Source organism: Pseudomonas sp. W2Jun17 (assembly GCF_023127795.1).
Lineage (GTDB): Bacteria > Pseudomonadota > Gammaproteobacteria > Pseudomonadales > Pseudomonadaceae > Aquipseudomonas > Aquipseudomonas synxantha_A.
Window position 1 is genome coordinate 374178 of the sequence record NZ_SPKO01000036.1, and the last position, 17345, is coordinate 391522.

Below are 17345 nucleotides of genomic sequence, written 5' to 3' on the forward strand. Positions count from 1 at the left end.
TGAGTTGATCGTTGCGTACGGACCTGAAGGTGTCAAGGTCTACCGCGCAGTCATGTCTCGCGCTTGACCTTCAAATGCCGCGCATACCAAGGCCGCCGCGGTACGCGTTTGAACAACCCCTTGAGCAGGTCCTCATCGGCGCCGAAGGTAATACGCAGGGCCAGTTTCATGATTTCCGGGTCCATTTCCATCGAGCGACCCTGCTGCAAGCCCGGCGTGGTGCTGCAACCGTGGGTGTCCGGGCCCAGCCAGGGGTCGCCCACTTCAACCCAACGCCCCGGCGCAAACCAGGCCACACCGTTGACTTCAAGGCGACGCACTTCGCCCGGGTTGAAACGCTCGTGGGCGCGGAACCAGTCTTCGATACGGTCATCGATCCAGCCGTGGAAGTGCCAGAACACCGGATTGACGTGGGATGAAAACGGATCGCCAAGAAAGTCATTCTCCGGCGCATACCAGCGTGCCGAGAAGTCTGCTGGGTCACGGGCGAACGGCACAGGTGCGCCGTTGGACGGGTCGCGGGGCACCGAGGCCCAGCGCATGTGCAGCCAGTCGTGCAGGCCCAGCTCCATCTCCGAGCCCAACTGGCCCAGTGTCAACTTGGCCAGGTAGCGCGGGTCGCGGTATTGGGATTCCCAGACCTGGAAGTTGCTGTGGTAGGTCTCGGCCGCCTTGATATCACTGACCCACTGGGTGTAGTCGGCGTCGTCCGGCGCCGACCAACAGGGCGGCAGCGCGAAGCCGTCGTGGTTGTCGAAGTAGCGCACAAAGCCCAGGCGATCACGCTCCAGCGCCGGTTGCGGCGCGGGGAATTGCGGCCACGACGGCAGGTCTTGCATAGAGCGCGCAGTACCGAGCATATGCCGGTGCATGAAGAAGAAGTCGATGCCCGAGCCATTGCGATCCTTGCGTTTGCCGCGGGCATCGCGCTCCTGGCCACGGGGCCCCGGTTGCCAGCCGATGCCACGCAGGGCCTCGCGTTTTTCTTCGGAGAGCTTGTGCCACTGGTCACGCGTGGCGTGCCACAGTTGGTGAAACAGGCGATGTTCGGGAGAAACCAGCCAGGCCAGCAACGTGGGATTCAGACCGATGCGTTGTCGAGCCTCGGGGAACAGCTGTTTGTGCGCGATGAAACGATTGTCGCGCTCGATCAACGCCAGGGGGCGATCGAGGTCGAGGATTTGCCCGCTGAGCGTGGCGCTGCCGGCATTGCCGAAGGCAGCCCAGACTTCATCCAGGGTCATCTTGAACTCATAGGCCGGCACACCGCCGACTGAGTCGCGGTCGATCAACCGCCAATAGAGCACGGCGCTCTCGCCCGTCAGCAGGTCGCCCAAGACTCGATAGCGTGGCTCGCCGTCGGCACGCAGGTTTTCGGCGGTATCCAGGTAACCCCGCAGCCCACGGCCACGAGGGGCGATGTCGAGCAGCAGCTCCAGGCCGTGCAACGGCAAACCCGCAAGGCCGGCATCGCGCCCTGCCAGGCGCAGGCTCCAGACGCCACGCAGGGTGTTCGCCAGGTGCTGGCCCTGGGTGTCGGCCAGGTCCACCGTGGCTTCGCCGGGGGTGATGGGGAATTCTTCTTCCCGCGTCAGCTCGCGATGGGCATAAAAGGCCGCCGGCACGGCCGCGCCGGTCAGCGCCAGGCCTGCGATGAACCCACGTCGAGAGATTGTCATTGGCTACCTTAGGAAACGGCTTGATCAGAGCTAGAACGTTTGCAGCCCGCTGAAATTTACCGTCGCGCCAGTGCTGCCTAAATTTCCCCCGCCAGCGCTCGTTCTTCCCTGATAGCAAAGGCCGCAACTGACTGAGATGGCAATGACAAAATCACGTTCGAAAAAGGCGTTGTATATCGGCCTGCCGTTGGCCCTGGCTATCGGCGCCGGGGCCGGCTTTCTGGTCTGGGACCAATGGCTCAAGGGCAACGCCGGATACCCGCTGGAGGTGATCAAGCAGGCCAATGAAATGCAGGATCGCCTGTTGTCGTTCGACAGCCACATCACCCTGCCCCTGGATTTCGGTACGGCAGGCAATGAAGCCGACAAGGATGGCAGCGGCCAGTTCGACCTGGCCAAGGCGGCGCGGGGCCGATTGTCGGGTGCCGCACTGACGATCTTCGGCTGGCCGGAGATCTGGAACGGCGACAACGCCCCGCACAAGCCCACCGACGGTTTTGTCGAAGAGGCCCGCCACGAGCAGGAGGTGCGCTACAAGATCATCTCCGGCATGGTGCGCGACTTTCCCAACCAGGTGGGCATCGCCTACACCCCGGACGATATGCGGCGCCTGCACGGCGAAGGCAAGTTCGCGATCTTTATCAGCATGCTCAACGCCTACCCGCTGGGCAACGACCTCAACCAGCTGGACCTGTGGGCTGCACGCGGCATGCGCATGTTCGGGTTCAGCTACATCGGCAACAACGCCTGGTCCGACTCTTCGCGCCCGCTGCCGTTTTTCAATGACTCGCCCGACGCCCTTGAAGGCCTGTCGCCGATCGGCCGGCAGGCGGTGCATCGCCTGAATGACCTGGGCGTGATCATCGATGTGTCGCAGATGTCGACCAAGGCCCTGGAACAAGTCGCGCAGTTGAGCCGCACGCCGATAGTGGCATCCCACTCGGCGCCTCGGGCGTCGGTGGATATCCCGCGCAATCTCAGCGACAAAGAACTGCAACTGATCAAGAACAGCGGCGGCGTGGTGCAGGTGGTGGGCTTCCCCGCGTACCTGCGCCCCTTGAGCCAGCCGACCCAGGACAAGCTCAACACCCTGCGCGCACGCTTCGACCTGCCACCACTGCCCAACCTGGCCATGGCCTTGATGCCCGGCGATGCAATCATTGCCGCCTGGCCCGAGCAACGCTTCGGCGAGTATGCCGGCGCGCTGTACGCCATCCTTGAAGAAGAACCCAAGGCCACCCTCAAGGACCTGGGAGACGCCATCGACTACACCGTGCGCAAGATCGGCATCGATCACGTCGGCATCGCCTCGGACTTCAACGACGGCGGCGGTTTGCAGGGCTGGGAGAACGTTGGCGAAGTACGCAACGTCACCGCCGAATTGATCCAGCGCGGCTACTCCGAAGCCGATATTGCCAAACTGTGGGGCGGCAACTTCCTGCGGGTGTGGGACCAGGTACAAAAAGCCGCCAAACCATTGGCCAATCGCTAACCAGCACGAAGTAAGTCCATGACCGACCGCCGTACATTTCTCAAGCAGGCTGGCGTCTTTGCCGCGAGCCTGCCACTGGGCGCCGCACTGCTCCCCGAGGCACTGGCAGCCACTACAAACGACCCATGGACGGGACTCAAACAGCTGTTCAACCAGGACCCGGACTACCTGCACTTTTCCAACTTTCTGGTGGCTTCGCACCCCAAGCCGGTGCGCGAAGCCATTGAACGCTACCGCCAGCAGATCGACCGCAACCCCGGGCTGGCCATGGACTGGGACCTGCAGGAGACCTGGAAGCGCGAAGGCCAGGTACGCGAGTGGGCCGGCCGCTATTTGAAAGCCAAACCCGCACAGATCGCCCTCACCGGTAGCACATCCGAAGGGCTGGCGATGATTTACGGCGGGATCAAGGTGCGCGCCGACCAGGAAATCCTCACCACCGTGCACGAGCACTATGCCACCGAGTTCAGCCTGGATTTCAGAGTGCGCAAGGAGCAGACCCAGGTTCGTAAAATACGCCTGTTCGAAAACGCCAATCAGGTATCGGTCGATGAGGTGCTGAGCAATATCCAGCGCAATATCCGCCCCAACACTCGCGTATTGGGCATGACGTGGGTGCAGTCGGGCAGCGGCGTGAAATTGCCCATCGGCGAGATCGGCAAGCTGGTGGACGAACACAACCGCAACCGCGACGAGCCGGACCGCATTCTCTATGTGGTCGACGGCGTGCACGGCTTCGGCGTCGAGAACCTCGACTTCCCGGACATGCACTGCGACTTCTTTATATCAGGCACCCACAAGTGGATGTTCGGCCCGCGCGGCACCGGCCTGGTGTGCGCCCGCGAGACCGAAAACAAATACGTCACACCGATGATACCGACCTTCTCGGAAGACAAGGACTTCGCCACGACCATGACACCCGGCGGCTACCACGCCTTCGAACATCGCTGGGCCGCCGACGAAGCCTTCAAGTTGCACCTGCAGTTGGGCAAGGCGCCGGTACAGGCACGCATCCATGCGCTCAATACCGAACTGAAAGACCAGTTGCTGGCTCACTCGCAGATCGAACTGGTGACACCACGCAGCCCCGAGCTGTCGGCGGGCTTCACCTTCTTTCGGGTCAAGGGCCAGGACAGCGATGAAGTCGCGGCCCACCTGATGAAAAACCGCGTGGTGGTGGACGCGGTAGACCGTGACGTCGGCCCGGTCATTCGTACCTCGCCCGGCCTGCTCAACAACTCGGCCGAGATCCAGCGCTTCATGACCTTGCTGAGCCAGCGGTTATGACCTTTTTCCCTTTGAACGAGATGCCCACATGACTCCATCCCGACTCAAACCCCTGACCGCCCTGGCGCTCACCGCCCTGTGTAGCGCCCTGCTGCCCAACCTGGCCCAGGCTGCCGCCCCGCAGCCGGGCAAGGTCTTCAAGGACTGCAAGGACTGCCCCGAGATGGTGGTGCTGCCCGCCGGCACCTTCACCATGGGCACCCCGGACGATGAAGTGGGGCGCGAGCCCGATGAAGGCCCGATGCATGAGGTGACCTTCGCCAAGCCGTTCGCCATGAGCCGTTTCCACATCACCGCCGGCGAATGGGACAGTTACGTGCGCCAGACCGGCGTGAAGATCGCCAACGGCGACGACCGCCCCGGCCGCGAATGTATCGCCAGCAAGCCGCGCTACCCCCAGGGCCCACGCCAGCCGGCAGTGTGCATGGACATGGACGACATCAAGCAATACGTGAGTTGGTTGTCGAAGAAGACCGGACACACGTACCACATGGTCAGCGAAGCCCAGCGTGAATACGCCGCGCGCGCCGGTACCACCGGACCGTTCCCCTTTCCGTTCGACGAGGGCAAGGGCTACAGCATCGCCAAGCACGCCAACACCTACGGCCCGGCGGACGGCTATAGCTATTCGTCGCCGGTCGGCAGCTACCCGCCGAATGCGTTCGGGATGTATGACATGCACGGCAATGTGTATGAGCGGGTAGCCGATTGCGAGCACCCGAACTACGTCGGCGCACCGACTGATGGCAGTGCGTGGGTGGAGCCGAACTGTGAGGCTTATCAGATTCGCGGCAATGACTGGGGCGAGGCGCCGGTGTTTTCACGTTCGGGCAACCGCAACAACATCTATCCGCAGACGCGCGGGGACTGGATTGGGTTTCGGGTCGTGCGCGAGCTCTAAATTGTGGGAGGGGGCTTGCTCCCGATAGCGGTGTGTCAGTCACCCATGCATTGACTGACATGCCCTCATCGGGAGCAAGCCCCCTCCCACATTTAGATCCCATGCATCAGCAAGATTGTGCTCAGCCTTGTTTGGCCAACAGCTCCAAGCCCTCGTGCAGCGCCGGGAACAGGCTGTTATTGAAGTTGTTCCAGCGCAGTTCGAGGATGGTGTCCTCGGGCGAAATCTCCGTCTTGAGCACGTCGTGGAACACTTCACCGGAGTCGATACCGTTATCCACGTAGTGGAACGATGCACCGGTCAGGTACAGCGGCTCGCACGGCTGGGTCTGCCTGGTCGCCCAATCTACAACCGCTTGCCCACGCGCACCGTACAACGCATTCCAGGTGGCATAGGCCCCACGGCGCTCGTAAGGCGATTCGATGCGGGTGATGCCCGGATGAATGTTCATGATGCGACGGGCAAACGGCGCGCCCGGACGCACCAGTTCATCGAGGATAACCAGCAAACCGTCAAGCACCACGATGTCGGCCTTCAACTCCACCAGGGTGTCATGCAGGCGCCGCTCGAAATCCTGCTTGCCGGCGATATGTTCGGCGCTGCCCCGTGGCAGCCGGCGATAGGTGGACGGCACGCTCAGCAGCAGGTCATTGACCAACTTGCCCTGCACGCGCAAATCCGCCGGGTACAACCACTGGCGGCCCGGCTTGTAGGCGAAGCCATAGTCCGCGACCAACTGCTGGTCACGCGGGTTTTGCTCATCGTCGTCATACACCACGCCCACCAGGTTGTAGACCTCGCCCAGCGGCGTGTCGTTGAGCGAGCCCACCAGAAACTCCAGCACCGACTTCATGTAGCGCTCGTGGTCCTTATAGGCCACCGGCTGCCCGGCCTTGTCGGCAGCGGCATTTCTCAGGGACCAGACATACACCAGGTTCTTTTTCGTCATTTGTTTCGCTCTCGCTGAAAGGGCCACGCACAGCGTCGATACGCGTGCGCCTACACAACAAGAACGAACCAGGCCCCAGGCAATTTATCGCCCACGGCCACCGCCCGGCACAGCGAGCTAAATAGTCACGCCGGCACTTCGTTTGTCATGGGTAAGGGTCTGTGTGCCCAGCCCCCTCTTTTTCATTTCCCGGGAAGTATTTATGACCGACCCCAAGCGCGGCGCCTTCAAAGGTTTGCTCGCATTGCTCCGGCCCTTTCGCACCATTGTGACGGTCTCCGTCGCCCTCGGCATGGTCGGCGGCCTGGCCATCACCCTGCTGCTGGCAACCATCAACAATGCTCTGCATTCCGAGGGCGGCATGACACAGGGCGTGGTCCTGACCTTTGCCGCCTTGTGCGTGGTGGCGCTTATCAGTTCGATCATTTCCGACATCGGCACCAACTATGTCGGGCAACGGATCATTGCCGCCCTGCGCAAGGATCTGGGTGAAAAGGTGCTGTCAGCTCCGATCGGGCAGATCGAGCAGTATCGCTCCCACCGCCTGATCCCGGTGCTGACCCACGACGTGGACACCATCAGCGATTTTTCCTTTGCCTTCACACCCCTGGCCATCGCCGCCACCGTCACCCTGGGTTGCCTCGGTTACCTGGCTTACCTGTCGGTGCCGATGTTTCTGATGATGGTGGTCGCGATCATTGTCGGTAGCGCCGTGCAGTTCATTGCCGGCGGCAAAGGCATCCAGGGCTTCGACCTGGCCCGCAGCCACGAGGATGAATTGCAGCGCTATTACAATGCGATTGCCTCCGGCGCGAAGGAATTGCGCATGCACCGCCCGCGGCGGTTTCGCATGAACACCCATCGCATCCAGGAAACCGCTGACCGCATCAGCGACATCCAGGTGCGCTCGGTCAATATTTATATTCTGGCCAAGACCTTCGGCTCGATGCTGTTCTTCGTGGTCATCGGCCTGGCTTTGGCGATGCAGGCGTACAACCCCAACCCTGACCCTACGGTGATTACTGGTTTCGTGCTGGTGCTGTTGTACATGAAGGGGCCGCTGGAGCACCTGCTGGGTTACTTGCCGGTTGTGGGCAAGGCCAAGATTGCCTTTGGGCGCATCAGCGAACTGTCGGAGCGTTTTTCTTCGCCCGAGCCCCACTTGTTGATGGACGACAGTGAAGCGCCAAAGCCGCTGGTCAACAGCCTTGAACTGCGCGGCGTCAGCTACAGCCCACCAGCGGTAGAAGGCAGCCAGCCGTTCCATCTGGGGCCGATCAACCTCAGCATCAAGCAAGGCGATATCGTATTTATCGTCGGCGAAAACGGTAGCGGCAAGACCACCTTGATCAAACTGCTGCTGGGACTGTATCCGCCTCAGGCCGGCGAGATTGTGCTCAACGGCACAGCGGTGACCGACCCTGAACGCGACGATTATCGGCAGTTGTTCACTACGGTGTTTTCTGACTACTACCTGTTCGACGATTTGGTACAAGGCAGCGCAGCCCAGTCCCTGGACAGCGCGACCAAATACCTGGAACGCCTGGAAATCGCGCACAAGGTCAGCGTCAAGGATGGTGTGTTCAGCACCACCGACCTGTCCACCGGCCAGCGCAAACGCCTGGCCCTGGTCAATGCCTGGCTGGAGGAGCGCCCGGTACTGGTGTTCGACGAATGGGCTGCCGACCAGGACCCGGCCTTTCGCCGCATCTTCTACACCGAGCTACTGCCGGACCTCAAACGCCTGGGCAAGACCATCATCGTGATCAGCCATGACGACCGTTATTTCGACATTGCCGACCAATTGGTGCGCCTGCGCGCCGGCCAGGTGGTGCATGAAATGGAGCCTGCATGATGCATCGGAATATTTTTTCCGGTTTTGCGAAGTAGGAACGTCTCACTAGTGGTAATGAGAACCAGCCTCAATAAACACTTATAATTGCCCACTTAAAACACAGAAGAGAAAGCATCCATGCCAGCACGACTCGGTCTCAGCCCCCTGAGCAAAGCGCTATCCATGCGCCGGGCCCTGAACATCAACCTCTTGCCGAGTACCCTGGCGCTGGCTGTGTCGATGCCAATTGCAGGTTATGTGCAAGCCCAGGAGATCGAGCTGAATATTCCTGCACAGTCGCTGGGGAGCGCACTGCAGGAATTTGGCCGCCAGACCAATGTGCAAGTGCTGTACAGCCCGGGCGATGTACAGGGCAAGAACAGCCGCGCCGTCAAGGGCAAGATGCAGCCGCAGCAAGCCATTGACGCATTGCTGGCTGGCAGCCAGACCACCTATAGCCTCAATGGCAATACCTTGACCGTTGCCGCCGCCAGCAGCGGCGGTTCAATGGAACTGAGCCCGACCCAGGTGACAGCCAACTACCTGGGCAATATCACCGAAGACTCCGGTTCCTACACGCCGGGCACCGTTGCCACGGCTACCCGCCTGACCCTGACGCCACGGCAAACCCCACAGTCGATCACGGTGATCACGCGCCAGCACATCGAAGACTTCGGCCTCAACAACGTTGATGATGTGATGCGCCACACGCCGGGTATCACGGTTTCAGCCTATGACTCCGACCGTACCAACTACTATTCCCGTGGCTTCTCGGTCAACAGCTTCCAGTACGACGGTATTCCGTCCACCGTGCGTAACGTCGGTTACTCCGCAGGCAACACCCTGAGCGACATGGCGATCTACGACCGTGTCGAGGTCCTCAAGGGCTCAACAGGCCTGCTCAACGGTGCCGGCTCCCTGGGCGCGACCATCAACCTGGTCCGCAAGAAGCCAACCTCGGAATTCAAGGGCCACGTCCAACTGGGCGCGGGTTCCTGGGACAACTACCGCAGCGAAGTGGATGTGAGCGGCCCGTTGACCGACAGCGGCAATGTCCGTGGGCGTGCCGTGGCGGCGTATCAAGACAAAAAGTCCTTCATGGACCACTACTCGCGCAAGACCGAAACCTACTACGGCATCACCGAATTCGACCTCTCCCCGGACACCATGCTGACGGTGGGCTTCGATTACCAGGACAACATTCCGCAGGGGTCGAGCTGGTCCGGGTCCTTCCCACTGGTCAACTCCAACGGCAGCATCAACAAGATGCCGCGCTCGTACAACAACGGCACCACGTGGAGTTCCTGGGAGCAGAACACCCGTACCGCGTTCGCCATGCTCGAGCATGACCTGGGTGACGGCTGGGTGACCAAGTTCCAGCTCGACCACAAGATCAACGGCTACCATGCGGACCTGGCTTCGATTCAGTTCATCCAGCCGAAAGCCGATGGCACCGCCGAGATCAACGGGCAGAAATACACCGGCGAAACCAAGAGCACGTCGGCCGATCTCTACGCCACCGGGCCGTTCAGCCTGTTTGGTCGCGAACATGAACTGGTGGTGGGGGGGTCCATCGGCACCTCGCGCTGGCAAGGCAAGGGCTACTGGTCGCCGGAATGGCCAGGAGGCAACAAGGTCGATTTCTATAACTGGAACGGCCATATCGCCAAACCGATCTACGGCCCGGCCCAACAGCACATCGATGACACCATTCGCCAAACCGGTTACTACCTGACCGCACGCTTTAACGTGATAGACGACCTGAACGTGATCCTGGGTGGGCGCGTGGCCAATTATCACGTCACCGGCAACAACCCGTCCTACAAGGAAACCGGCCGGTTCATTCCTTATGCCGGTGTAATCTACGACCTCAACGACAACTTCTCGGTGTACGCCAGCTACACCGATATTTTCCAACCTCAGGAAAGCACCTATAAAGATCGGAACAAAACGCTGCTGGAACCGGATGAAGGGCAAAACTACGAGCTGGGGCTGAAGGGCGAATTCTTTGAGGGTCGCCTGAACACCAGCATTGCGTATTTTGAAGTTCACGAGACCAATCGGGCTATCCCGGACGATGCCTACAACAACCAGACCCCAGCCCCAGACGGCTTTCAGTATGCATTCAAGGGATCCAAGGCAGTCACCAAAGGCTACGAAGCGGAGATCTCCGGTGAGTTGAGCCCAGGCTGGCAACTCCAGGGCGGCTACACCCATAAGATCGTGCGCGATAACAAAGACAAGAAAATCTCCACTTTCGAACCCGAGCACCAGGTCAACCTGAACACCACCTACAAACTCAAGGGCAGCCTGGACCAGTTCACCATCGGTGGTGGCCTGCGCTGGCAGACGAAGGGCTGGAATTCAATCTGGAACGGCGTGACCGAGACCAACCAGGACATCACTCAGGAATCCTACTGGTTGGTGGACTTGATGACCCGCTACCAGGTCACCAAGAACCTTTCGGCCACCGTCAACTTCAACAATATCTTCGACAAGTCCTACTACAGCAACGTGGGCTTCTATGACTCAGCCGCCTACGGCGAGCCACGCAACGTGATGGTCAGCACCCGCTGGGACTTCTGATCGCACCCCTTGATCGACCGCACGCCCGGTGAGAGTTGAACGCTCACCGGGCGTTTTTTTTTCGTACGAAAATAGTCTGTGGCTGCTTCATTGATCGGCATCAGCCAAAAAGACTATGCCGCTCACCCACAAAAAACCCGGATACAGGATCCGGGCTTCTCGTAAAGCGGCGGCTTACCTCATCGCATTCACCAAACTGCTGATGAACACCGCGCTGTCGATGATGCCGTCATGATCAGTCTCAATCATCACCGAGCGCTCGATACGCCCCTGGCTGATCACCGTCGCCATTTGCTGCTCAATCACGTCCCTGAATCGCCCTGCCCGGCTCTTGGCTGCCCACCAGCAACTGATGGGAGCCTTGATCGGCTTGAAGTCAGCCTGCAGCAAGCGCTCACTCAGTGCCCGGTCAACGTCCCAGGATATCTGCGCCTCATTGCCACGCAGCAGTTCCTCTTTGACGGCAGTAAATGCTTCGCCCAAGGTCTGTTCAGCCCAGCTCACGAACCCCAGCCATTGCTGCGCTTCATCCTCGGTATCCCGCCGGCATTGCTGCCAGGCACCCTGGATGGACTCGGCAAATTCGGGGAACATCACCCCCAACAAGGCGGCACGGCGCTCATTGGCTGAGACTTCGAGGTCGTCCTCGACCTCCACAGCATCCCAGTAGGGTTTGACCCACTGCGGCGGCGCAGCGTCGATCCAGCCTACAAACTCAACTTCGCGGCCGGCTTGCTCCAGGCCGTAGGCCACTTCCATGGCCAGATTACCGCCCAACGACCAGCCGGCCAGGCGGAACGCGCCATGGGGTTGGGCCGCCAACAATTGCGCGGTGTAATCCTCGACCATCACCTGCCAATGCGGCACCGCGGCGCCGTCTTCAGCCAATGCGCGACACATTACCCCGTACACCGGGCGCTGCTCACGCAGGGCCAGAGCAATCGCGGTGTAGCAATGCACCGAGCCGAAGCTTGGGTGGAACATGAACAACGGCGTGCCTTGCGTCTGCTGGTTAAGCTTGACGATCAACGACGCTCGGCTATCGCCCTGCAAACACTTGACCTGCCCCGCCACGGTGGGGTTAAGCATCAATTGGCTGACGGACAGGTTCACGCCGCTGACCTTGCGAATCCGCTCCTTGAGCATCAGCACCCGCAGCGAATGGCCGCCGAGTTCGAAGAAATTGTCGCGAAGCCCCACACGCTCCACTTCCAGAACCTCGCGCCAGATCGCCGCGATCTGCTGCTCGATCTCGGTGACAGGCGCCTGGTGTTGCCCAGCGCTCTGAGCCTCAGGCTTGGGCAGTGCCTTACGGTCCAACTTGCCGTTCGGGCTCAGCGGCATCTGCGTCAGCACCACCCACTGCGCCGGGACCATGTAGTCCGGCAACTGCGCGGCCAGGTACGCAACCACCGCCGCTTTCCAATCCTCAAGCGGCTGCTGCAGCACCAGGTAACCCACCAGGTGCGTGCCGTCCACCGCCAGCACTGCGGCTTCGCGGACACTGTCGAGCTCCAGCAGGCGCGCTTCGATTTCTCCCAACTCGATACGCAGGCCACGCATTTTGACCTGATGGTCCATGCGCCCGGCATATTCGATCACGCCATCGTCGCGATAACGCGCCAGGTCACCGGTGCGATACAGACGTGTGCCGCTACCGAACGGGTCAGTCACAAAACGCTCAGCGGTGAGTGCCGCACGGCGATGGTAACCCCGCGCCAAGCCAATACCGCCCAAGTACAATTCACCCAACACGCCCACCGGTGCAGGCTCCAGATTGTCATCCAACACGTAGCAACCCAGGTTGGCAATCGGTCGGCCAATCGGCACGGCATCGCGGCCTTCCTCGACACAAGTCCAGTGGGTCACATCGATAGCCGCTTCGGTGGGACCGTACAGGTTGTACAACCCGGCGTGGGGTAACTTGGCGAACACCTGTTGCTGGGCGTCCACGGGCAATGCCTCACCGCTGCAGACGATGCGTTGCAGGCTCTGGCACGAAGCAACTGCCGCGTCTTGCAAGAACGCTTGCAGCATGGACGGCACGAAATGCAGCGTGGTGATCTGCTGCGAGTTGATCAGGCTCACCAGCCTGGCAGGGTCACGATGATCCCCCGGCGCCGCCACCACCAGGCGGGCGCCGGTCATCAACGGCCAGAAGAACTCCCACACCGACACGTCAAAGCTGAACGGGGTTTTCTGCAATACGCTGTCGCGGGCGTCCAGACCATAGGCCTGCTGCATCCAGCACAGGCGGTTGGTCAGTGCGTTATGGCGGTTGCCGGCGCCCTTGGGTTGGCCGGTGGAACCGGAGGTGTAGATCACGTAGGCGAGGTTTTCGCCATGCACGGTAATATCCGGGTTGTGGCTGCCGAACGCCTCCAACCAGGCATCGCCCTGCTCCAGCACCAGAGTGTTCACACCCGCTGGAACCGGCAGCTGCGCCAGCAGGTGGGTCTGGGTCAACAGCAGTTGTACGCCACTGTCTTGCAGCATGTAGGCCAGGCGGTCACCGGGGTATTCCGGGTCCAGCGGCACATAGGCGCCACCGGCCTTGAGCACCGCCAACAGGCCGACCACCATTTCCACCGAGCGCTCCAGCGCCAGGCCCACCAGCACATCCGGGCCGACTCCGGCCGCCATCAAGCGGTGCGCCAGCCGGTTGGCCCGGGCGTTCAACGCGCTGTAACTCAGGGTTTGCCCGTCAAACACCAACGCCTGCGCATCCGGCGTGCGCAATACCTGAGCCTCGATCAAGCGGTGTACTGCTTGATCGAGCGGGTAGTCCACCGCCGTGGCATTCCAATCCTGCACCACCAACTGACGCTCGGCCTGCGCCAGTGACGGCAACGCGCCAAGACGTTGACTGCCATCGGTGGCCAGGGCCAGCAGCAACTGCTGGAAGTGCTCGGCCAAGCGCTGGATATGCGCGGTGCTGAAGACCTGGCGGGCGTAATTGAATTCCAGGCCCAGTGTCTCGCCGAGGGCCAACAACACGGTCAATGGATAGTGGGTCTGCTCCAGGCTGTGCACTGCACCAAACCGCAACCCCGACGGTGCACCCTGCTCCAGCGCCTCGGACACCGGATAATTTTCAAACACCAGGATACTGTCGAACAGGGCTTCACCGCCCAGCCCGGCCCAACGCTGGATCTCGAACAGCGGCGTGTGTTCTTGCTCACGCAAGCCAACGTTCTGCTGCTGGAGCTGCTGCAACCAGTGGCTGACCGACATCTGCGCATCCGGCGTCGCCACCACGGGCAGCGTGTTAATGAACAATCCGACCTGCTGTTCAATCCCGCGAAGTTGCGCCGGACGCCCTGCCACCGTGGCGCCGAAGGCTACGGTGGCTTGCCCGGTGTGGTGATGCAACAGCAACAACCAGGCGCCTTGCACCAGGGTATTGAGGGTCACCTTGTGGCGCTGGGCAAAGGTTCTAAGCTGTTCGGTTTGCGCGGCATCCAGGCTCAAGCGATGTTCGCCATTGACCGCCAGGACCGCGTCCGCCTCAGTCTGTGCGGAACGGGACAGACGCGTAGGCTCTTGCAGGCTGGCCAGTTGGTCTTTCCAGAACGCTTGACTGGCAGCTTTATCCTGCGCCTGCAGCCAGGCGATATAGTCACGATAACGCCCGGTCGGCGCGGGCAGCGCCTCGCCCGCATACTGTTGCAGCACCTCACCGAACAGCTGCGAACCACTCCAGCCATCCATCAGGATATGGTGATTGGTGTAGATCAGGTGGTAGCTCGATACCCCCGTGCGCACCACCGTCAAGCTCAGCAACGGCGCCTGCTCCAGCACAAAGCCCTGGGCCCGTGCCGACTCGGCCAAGTCATCAAGGGCCTGGTTGCAGTCTGCACGCGTTTGCCAATCCAACTGCACAAACGGCAGGTGCGCCTGCTTGTAGACCACCTGCAAAGGCTGCTCAAGCTCCGCCTGCCAGACAACACCGCTGCGCAGGATCTCATGACGCTCCACCGCCACCTGCCATGCCTGGTGGAAGCGCGCTGCGTCCAGGCCCTGCACATCAATGCGCATCTGGTTGATGTAGTCACCCGAGCCTTCGCCGTACAGCGATTGGAACAACATGCCTTGCTGCATCGGTGACAACGGGTACAGGTCTTCGACCTCAGCCACGTTCAGCGCCAGGCCATCCAACTGTGCCTGGGACAACCGCGCCAGGGGGAAGTCCGACGGCGTCACGCCCTGGTGCGTCGACTCACAGCAGTGGTCGATCAGCGCCTTGAGTTCAGTTGCATATTCATCAGCCAGGCATTGCACCGTCGCTTCATCGAACATCGCCTGGCTGAAGCTCCAGTTCAATTTCAGCTCGCCGCCAAAGACTTGGCCATTGATCTCCAGCCAGTTGCCCAAAGGCGCCTGCTGGCTTTGCTCGGCACCGCTGGCATCACCGGTCGGTGTGAACAGCCCTGGCTGTTCGCCATTGTCAAAACTGGCGTCAAACTGCCCCAGGTAGTTGAAGGTAAAACGTGGGCGTGGCAAGGCCGTCAGCGTCAGTTGCGCCTCGGTATCGCCCAGGTATCGCAATGCGCCAAACCCCAGGCCCTTGTCGGGCACGGCGCGCAATTGCTCCTTGATGTGTTTCAGGGATGTACCCAGGGAGTCAGCCGGAACCAATTGCAATGGGTAAAGGCTGGTAAACCAACCGACCGTGCGGGTCAGGTCGATCTCATCGAACAGGTCTTCACGACCGTGGCCTTCCAGCCGTATCAACATCGAGGCCTCGCCGCTCCAGCGTGTGATCACCCGCGCCAGGGCGGTGAGCAGCAGGTCGTTGATCTGGGTGCGGTAGGCGCTCGGCGCGTCTTGCAGCAAGCGTCGCGTATACGTGGCGTCCAACTGCGTGCTCACGCTCAGCGCCAGCTGATTGCTCAAGCTTGCCTGTGGATCAGCGCCGGGCAAGCCGACCGGGCTGCCTTGCAATTGCGTCTGCCACCAGGCCAGTTCGTGTTGCAGCGCAGCGCTACGGGCATAGATCTGCAAGCGTGCGGCCCAGGCGCGGGTGGCGCTGGTCTTGGCCGGCAACGCCACAGGAGCGCCCTGCGCCAGTTGCTGGTAAGCGCTCTGCAGGTCTTCAAGCAGGATGCGCCACGACACACCGTCCACCACCAAGTGATGGATCACCAGCAACAAACGCTGGGAGCCATCGGCCAACTGCGCCAACACAGCACGCACTAACGGCCCCACAGCCAGGTCGAGGCTGCGTTGGGCTTCTTCACCCAGGGCGTCCAGCTCCTCGACGCTGTTCAAGGTGGTTTGCCACAGCACCTGTTCAGCCTGGTGCTGATCGGGGCCGCGGTAAGCTGCGCTCCAGCCTTGCGGCCCCTCGACGAAAGTGCTGCGCAAGGCATCGTGATGCACGATCAACGCCTGCAGTGCCGCCACCAGCAGCGGCGCCTGCAACGGCTGGTGCGGTTGCAGCACCACAGACTGGTTCCAGTGGTGACGCTGGGGAATGTCATCGGCAAAGAAGCCTTGTTGCACTGGTAGCAGCAGCAACTCGCCGGTCAGGGCCGACTGGTCCAGTTGCACCGTGCCCTCGCCTTCCCGGGCGACGGTCGCCAGGCTTTGCACGGTCTGATGCTGGAACAGATCCTTGGGCGTGAAGCGCACCCCGGCCTGGCGAGCCCGGCTGACCACCTGGATCGAAATGATCGAGTCGCCACCCAGTTCGAAGAAGTTGTCATGCAAGCCGACTTGCGGCAGGCGCAGCACGTCGGCCCAGATGGTGGCGATCTTCTGCTCCAACTCGCTCTGAGGTGCCACATACACCTGCTGCATCTGGCTCACATCCGGCAGCGGCAAGCCCTTGCGATCGAGCTTGCCGTTAGGGGTCAGCGGCATACGTTCGAGGAACATCAAGTGCGTCGGCACCATGTAGTCCGGCAAGCGGGATTTCAACGCGCGACGTAAGGTTTCGCGGCCGTTTGATTGAGCGACTGCGTCGTCCAGAAGTGTTGAGTCCAGCGGTACGACATAGGCCACCAACTGCTTGCCGGTCGGGCCCTCCTGAGCCACTACCACGGTTTCACCGACGCTGACCTGCTCGCGCAAACGCGCTTCGATTTCACCCAACTCGATACGGAAACCGCGGATCTTCACCTGATGGTCGACACGCCCCAGGTAGTCCACCACCCCATCCGGACGCCCACGGGTCAGGTCGCCGCTGCGGTACACACGGCTGCCCGGTTTGCCGAACGGGTCCGGCACGAAACGCTCGGCAGTCAGTGCGGGGCGCTCCAGGTAACCCCGGGCCACGCCCTCGCCGCCCAGGTACAACTCACCAGCCACGCCGATGGGTTGCAGATTGAGTTGCGAATCCAGCACGTAACCGCTGCGGTTGCCGAGCAAGGTGCCGATGGGTGCGTAGACAGCGCCGCATGGGTCACCCTTGCGCGCTTTCCACAGCAACGGCGTAACCACGGTTTCGGTCGGGCCATAGCCGTTGAACAAATACGTTGGTTTGAGTGCACGCCATGCCAGGTCATAGCTGGCTTGAGCGACGGCATCACCGCCGAAGCAATACACCCGCACCGCCGGTGGGTTGCCGTCGCGCTCGGCATGTTCGGCCAACTGTTGCAGGTACACCGGCGGGA

8 protein-coding genes are annotated in these 17345 nt (G+C 61.3%); 5 read left to right on the forward strand and 3 right to left on the reverse strand.

Annotation, left to right across the window (positions count from 1 at the left end):
- Positions 1-50: 50 nt before the first annotated feature.
- Positions 51-1679 (reverse strand): PvdJ/PvdD/PvdP-like protein, encoded by a 1629-nt coding sequence (locus tag E4O98_RS24365; RefSeq protein WP_078821108.1) that lies wholly within the window; start codon positions 1677-1679, stop codon positions 51-53.
- Positions 1680-1821: 142 nt separating this feature from the next.
- On the opposite strand from E4O98_RS24365, the gene pvdM reads away from it, so the two are divergent.
- Genes pvdM through E4O98_RS24380 form a run of 3 tightly spaced genes read left to right on the forward strand, consistent with a single transcriptional unit; the run spans position 1822 to position 5359 of the window.
- Entirely contained in the window at positions 1822-3171 is a 1350-nt protein-coding gene (gene pvdM, locus E4O98_RS24370) for a dipeptidase (RefSeq protein WP_248136480.1), read from the forward strand.
- 18 nt (positions 3172-3189) lie between these two features.
- Positions 3190-4458 carry an aminotransferase class V-fold PLP-dependent enzyme gene (locus E4O98_RS24375; RefSeq protein ID WP_032876296.1) on the forward strand — a complete coding sequence of 423 codons (1269 nt, stop codon included), beginning with the start codon at positions 3190-3192 and terminating at the stop codon, positions 4456-4458.
- 28 nt (positions 4459-4486) lie between these two features.
- Entirely contained in the window at positions 4487-5359 is an 873-nt protein-coding gene (locus E4O98_RS24380; protein WP_248136482.1) for a formylglycine-generating enzyme family protein, read from the forward strand.
- A gap of 121 nt (positions 5360-5480) precedes the next feature.
- Here E4O98_RS24380 and E4O98_RS24385 read toward each other — a convergent pair whose 3' ends face one another.
- Complete coding sequence (locus tag E4O98_RS24385) at positions 5481-6308, reverse strand: formyltransferase family protein (RefSeq protein WP_005787640.1); 828 nt, start codon at positions 6306-6308, stop codon at positions 5481-5483.
- Positions 6309-6510: 202 nt separating this feature from the next.
- Between E4O98_RS24385 and E4O98_RS24390 the strand changes: the two genes are divergently transcribed.
- On the forward strand, positions 6511-8163 hold the full coding sequence (locus tag E4O98_RS24390) for a cyclic peptide export ABC transporter (RefSeq protein WP_005787638.1): 1653 nt from the start codon (positions 6511-6513) through the stop codon (positions 8161-8163).
- A gap of 117 nt (positions 8164-8280) precedes the next feature.
- A complete protein-coding gene (locus tag E4O98_RS24395; protein WP_148854202.1) occupies positions 8281-10728 on the forward strand; it encodes a TonB-dependent siderophore receptor in 2448 nt (815 codons plus the stop codon).
- Between the two features lie 174 nt (positions 10729-10902).
- Here E4O98_RS24395 and E4O98_RS24400 read toward each other — a convergent pair.
- The coding region (locus E4O98_RS24400) for a non-ribosomal peptide synthetase (RefSeq protein WP_248136484.1) at positions 10903-17345 on the reverse strand (6443 nt) is incomplete at its 5' end.

Excerpts from the sequence above, each read along its gene's own strand:
- E4O98_RS24390 (WP_005787638.1), top strand. The coding sequence starts at position 6,511 with ATGACCGACCCCAAGCGCGGCGCCTTCAAAGGTTTGCTCGCATTGCTC.
- E4O98_RS24385 (WP_005787640.1), bottom strand. The coding sequence starts at position 6,308 with ATGACGAAAAAGAACCTGGTGTATGTCTGGTCCCTGAGAAATGCCGCT.
- E4O98_RS24375 (WP_032876296.1), top strand. The coding sequence starts at position 3,190 with ATGACCGACCGCCGTACATTTCTCAAGCAGGCTGGCGTCTTTGCCGCG.
- E4O98_RS24395 (WP_148854202.1), top strand. The coding sequence starts at position 8,281 with ATGCCAGCACGACTCGGTCTCAGCCCCCTGAGCAAAGCGCTATCCATG.
- pvdM (WP_248136480.1), top strand. The coding sequence starts at position 1,822 with ATGACAAAATCACGTTCGAAAAAGGCGTTGTATATCGGCCTGCCGTTG.
- E4O98_RS24380 (WP_248136482.1), top strand. The coding sequence starts at position 4,487 with ATGACTCCATCCCGACTCAAACCCCTGACCGCCCTGGCGCTCACCGCC.
- E4O98_RS24365 (WP_078821108.1), bottom strand. The coding sequence starts at position 1,679 with ATGACAATCTCTCGACGTGGGTTCATCGCAGGCCTGGCGCTGACCGGC.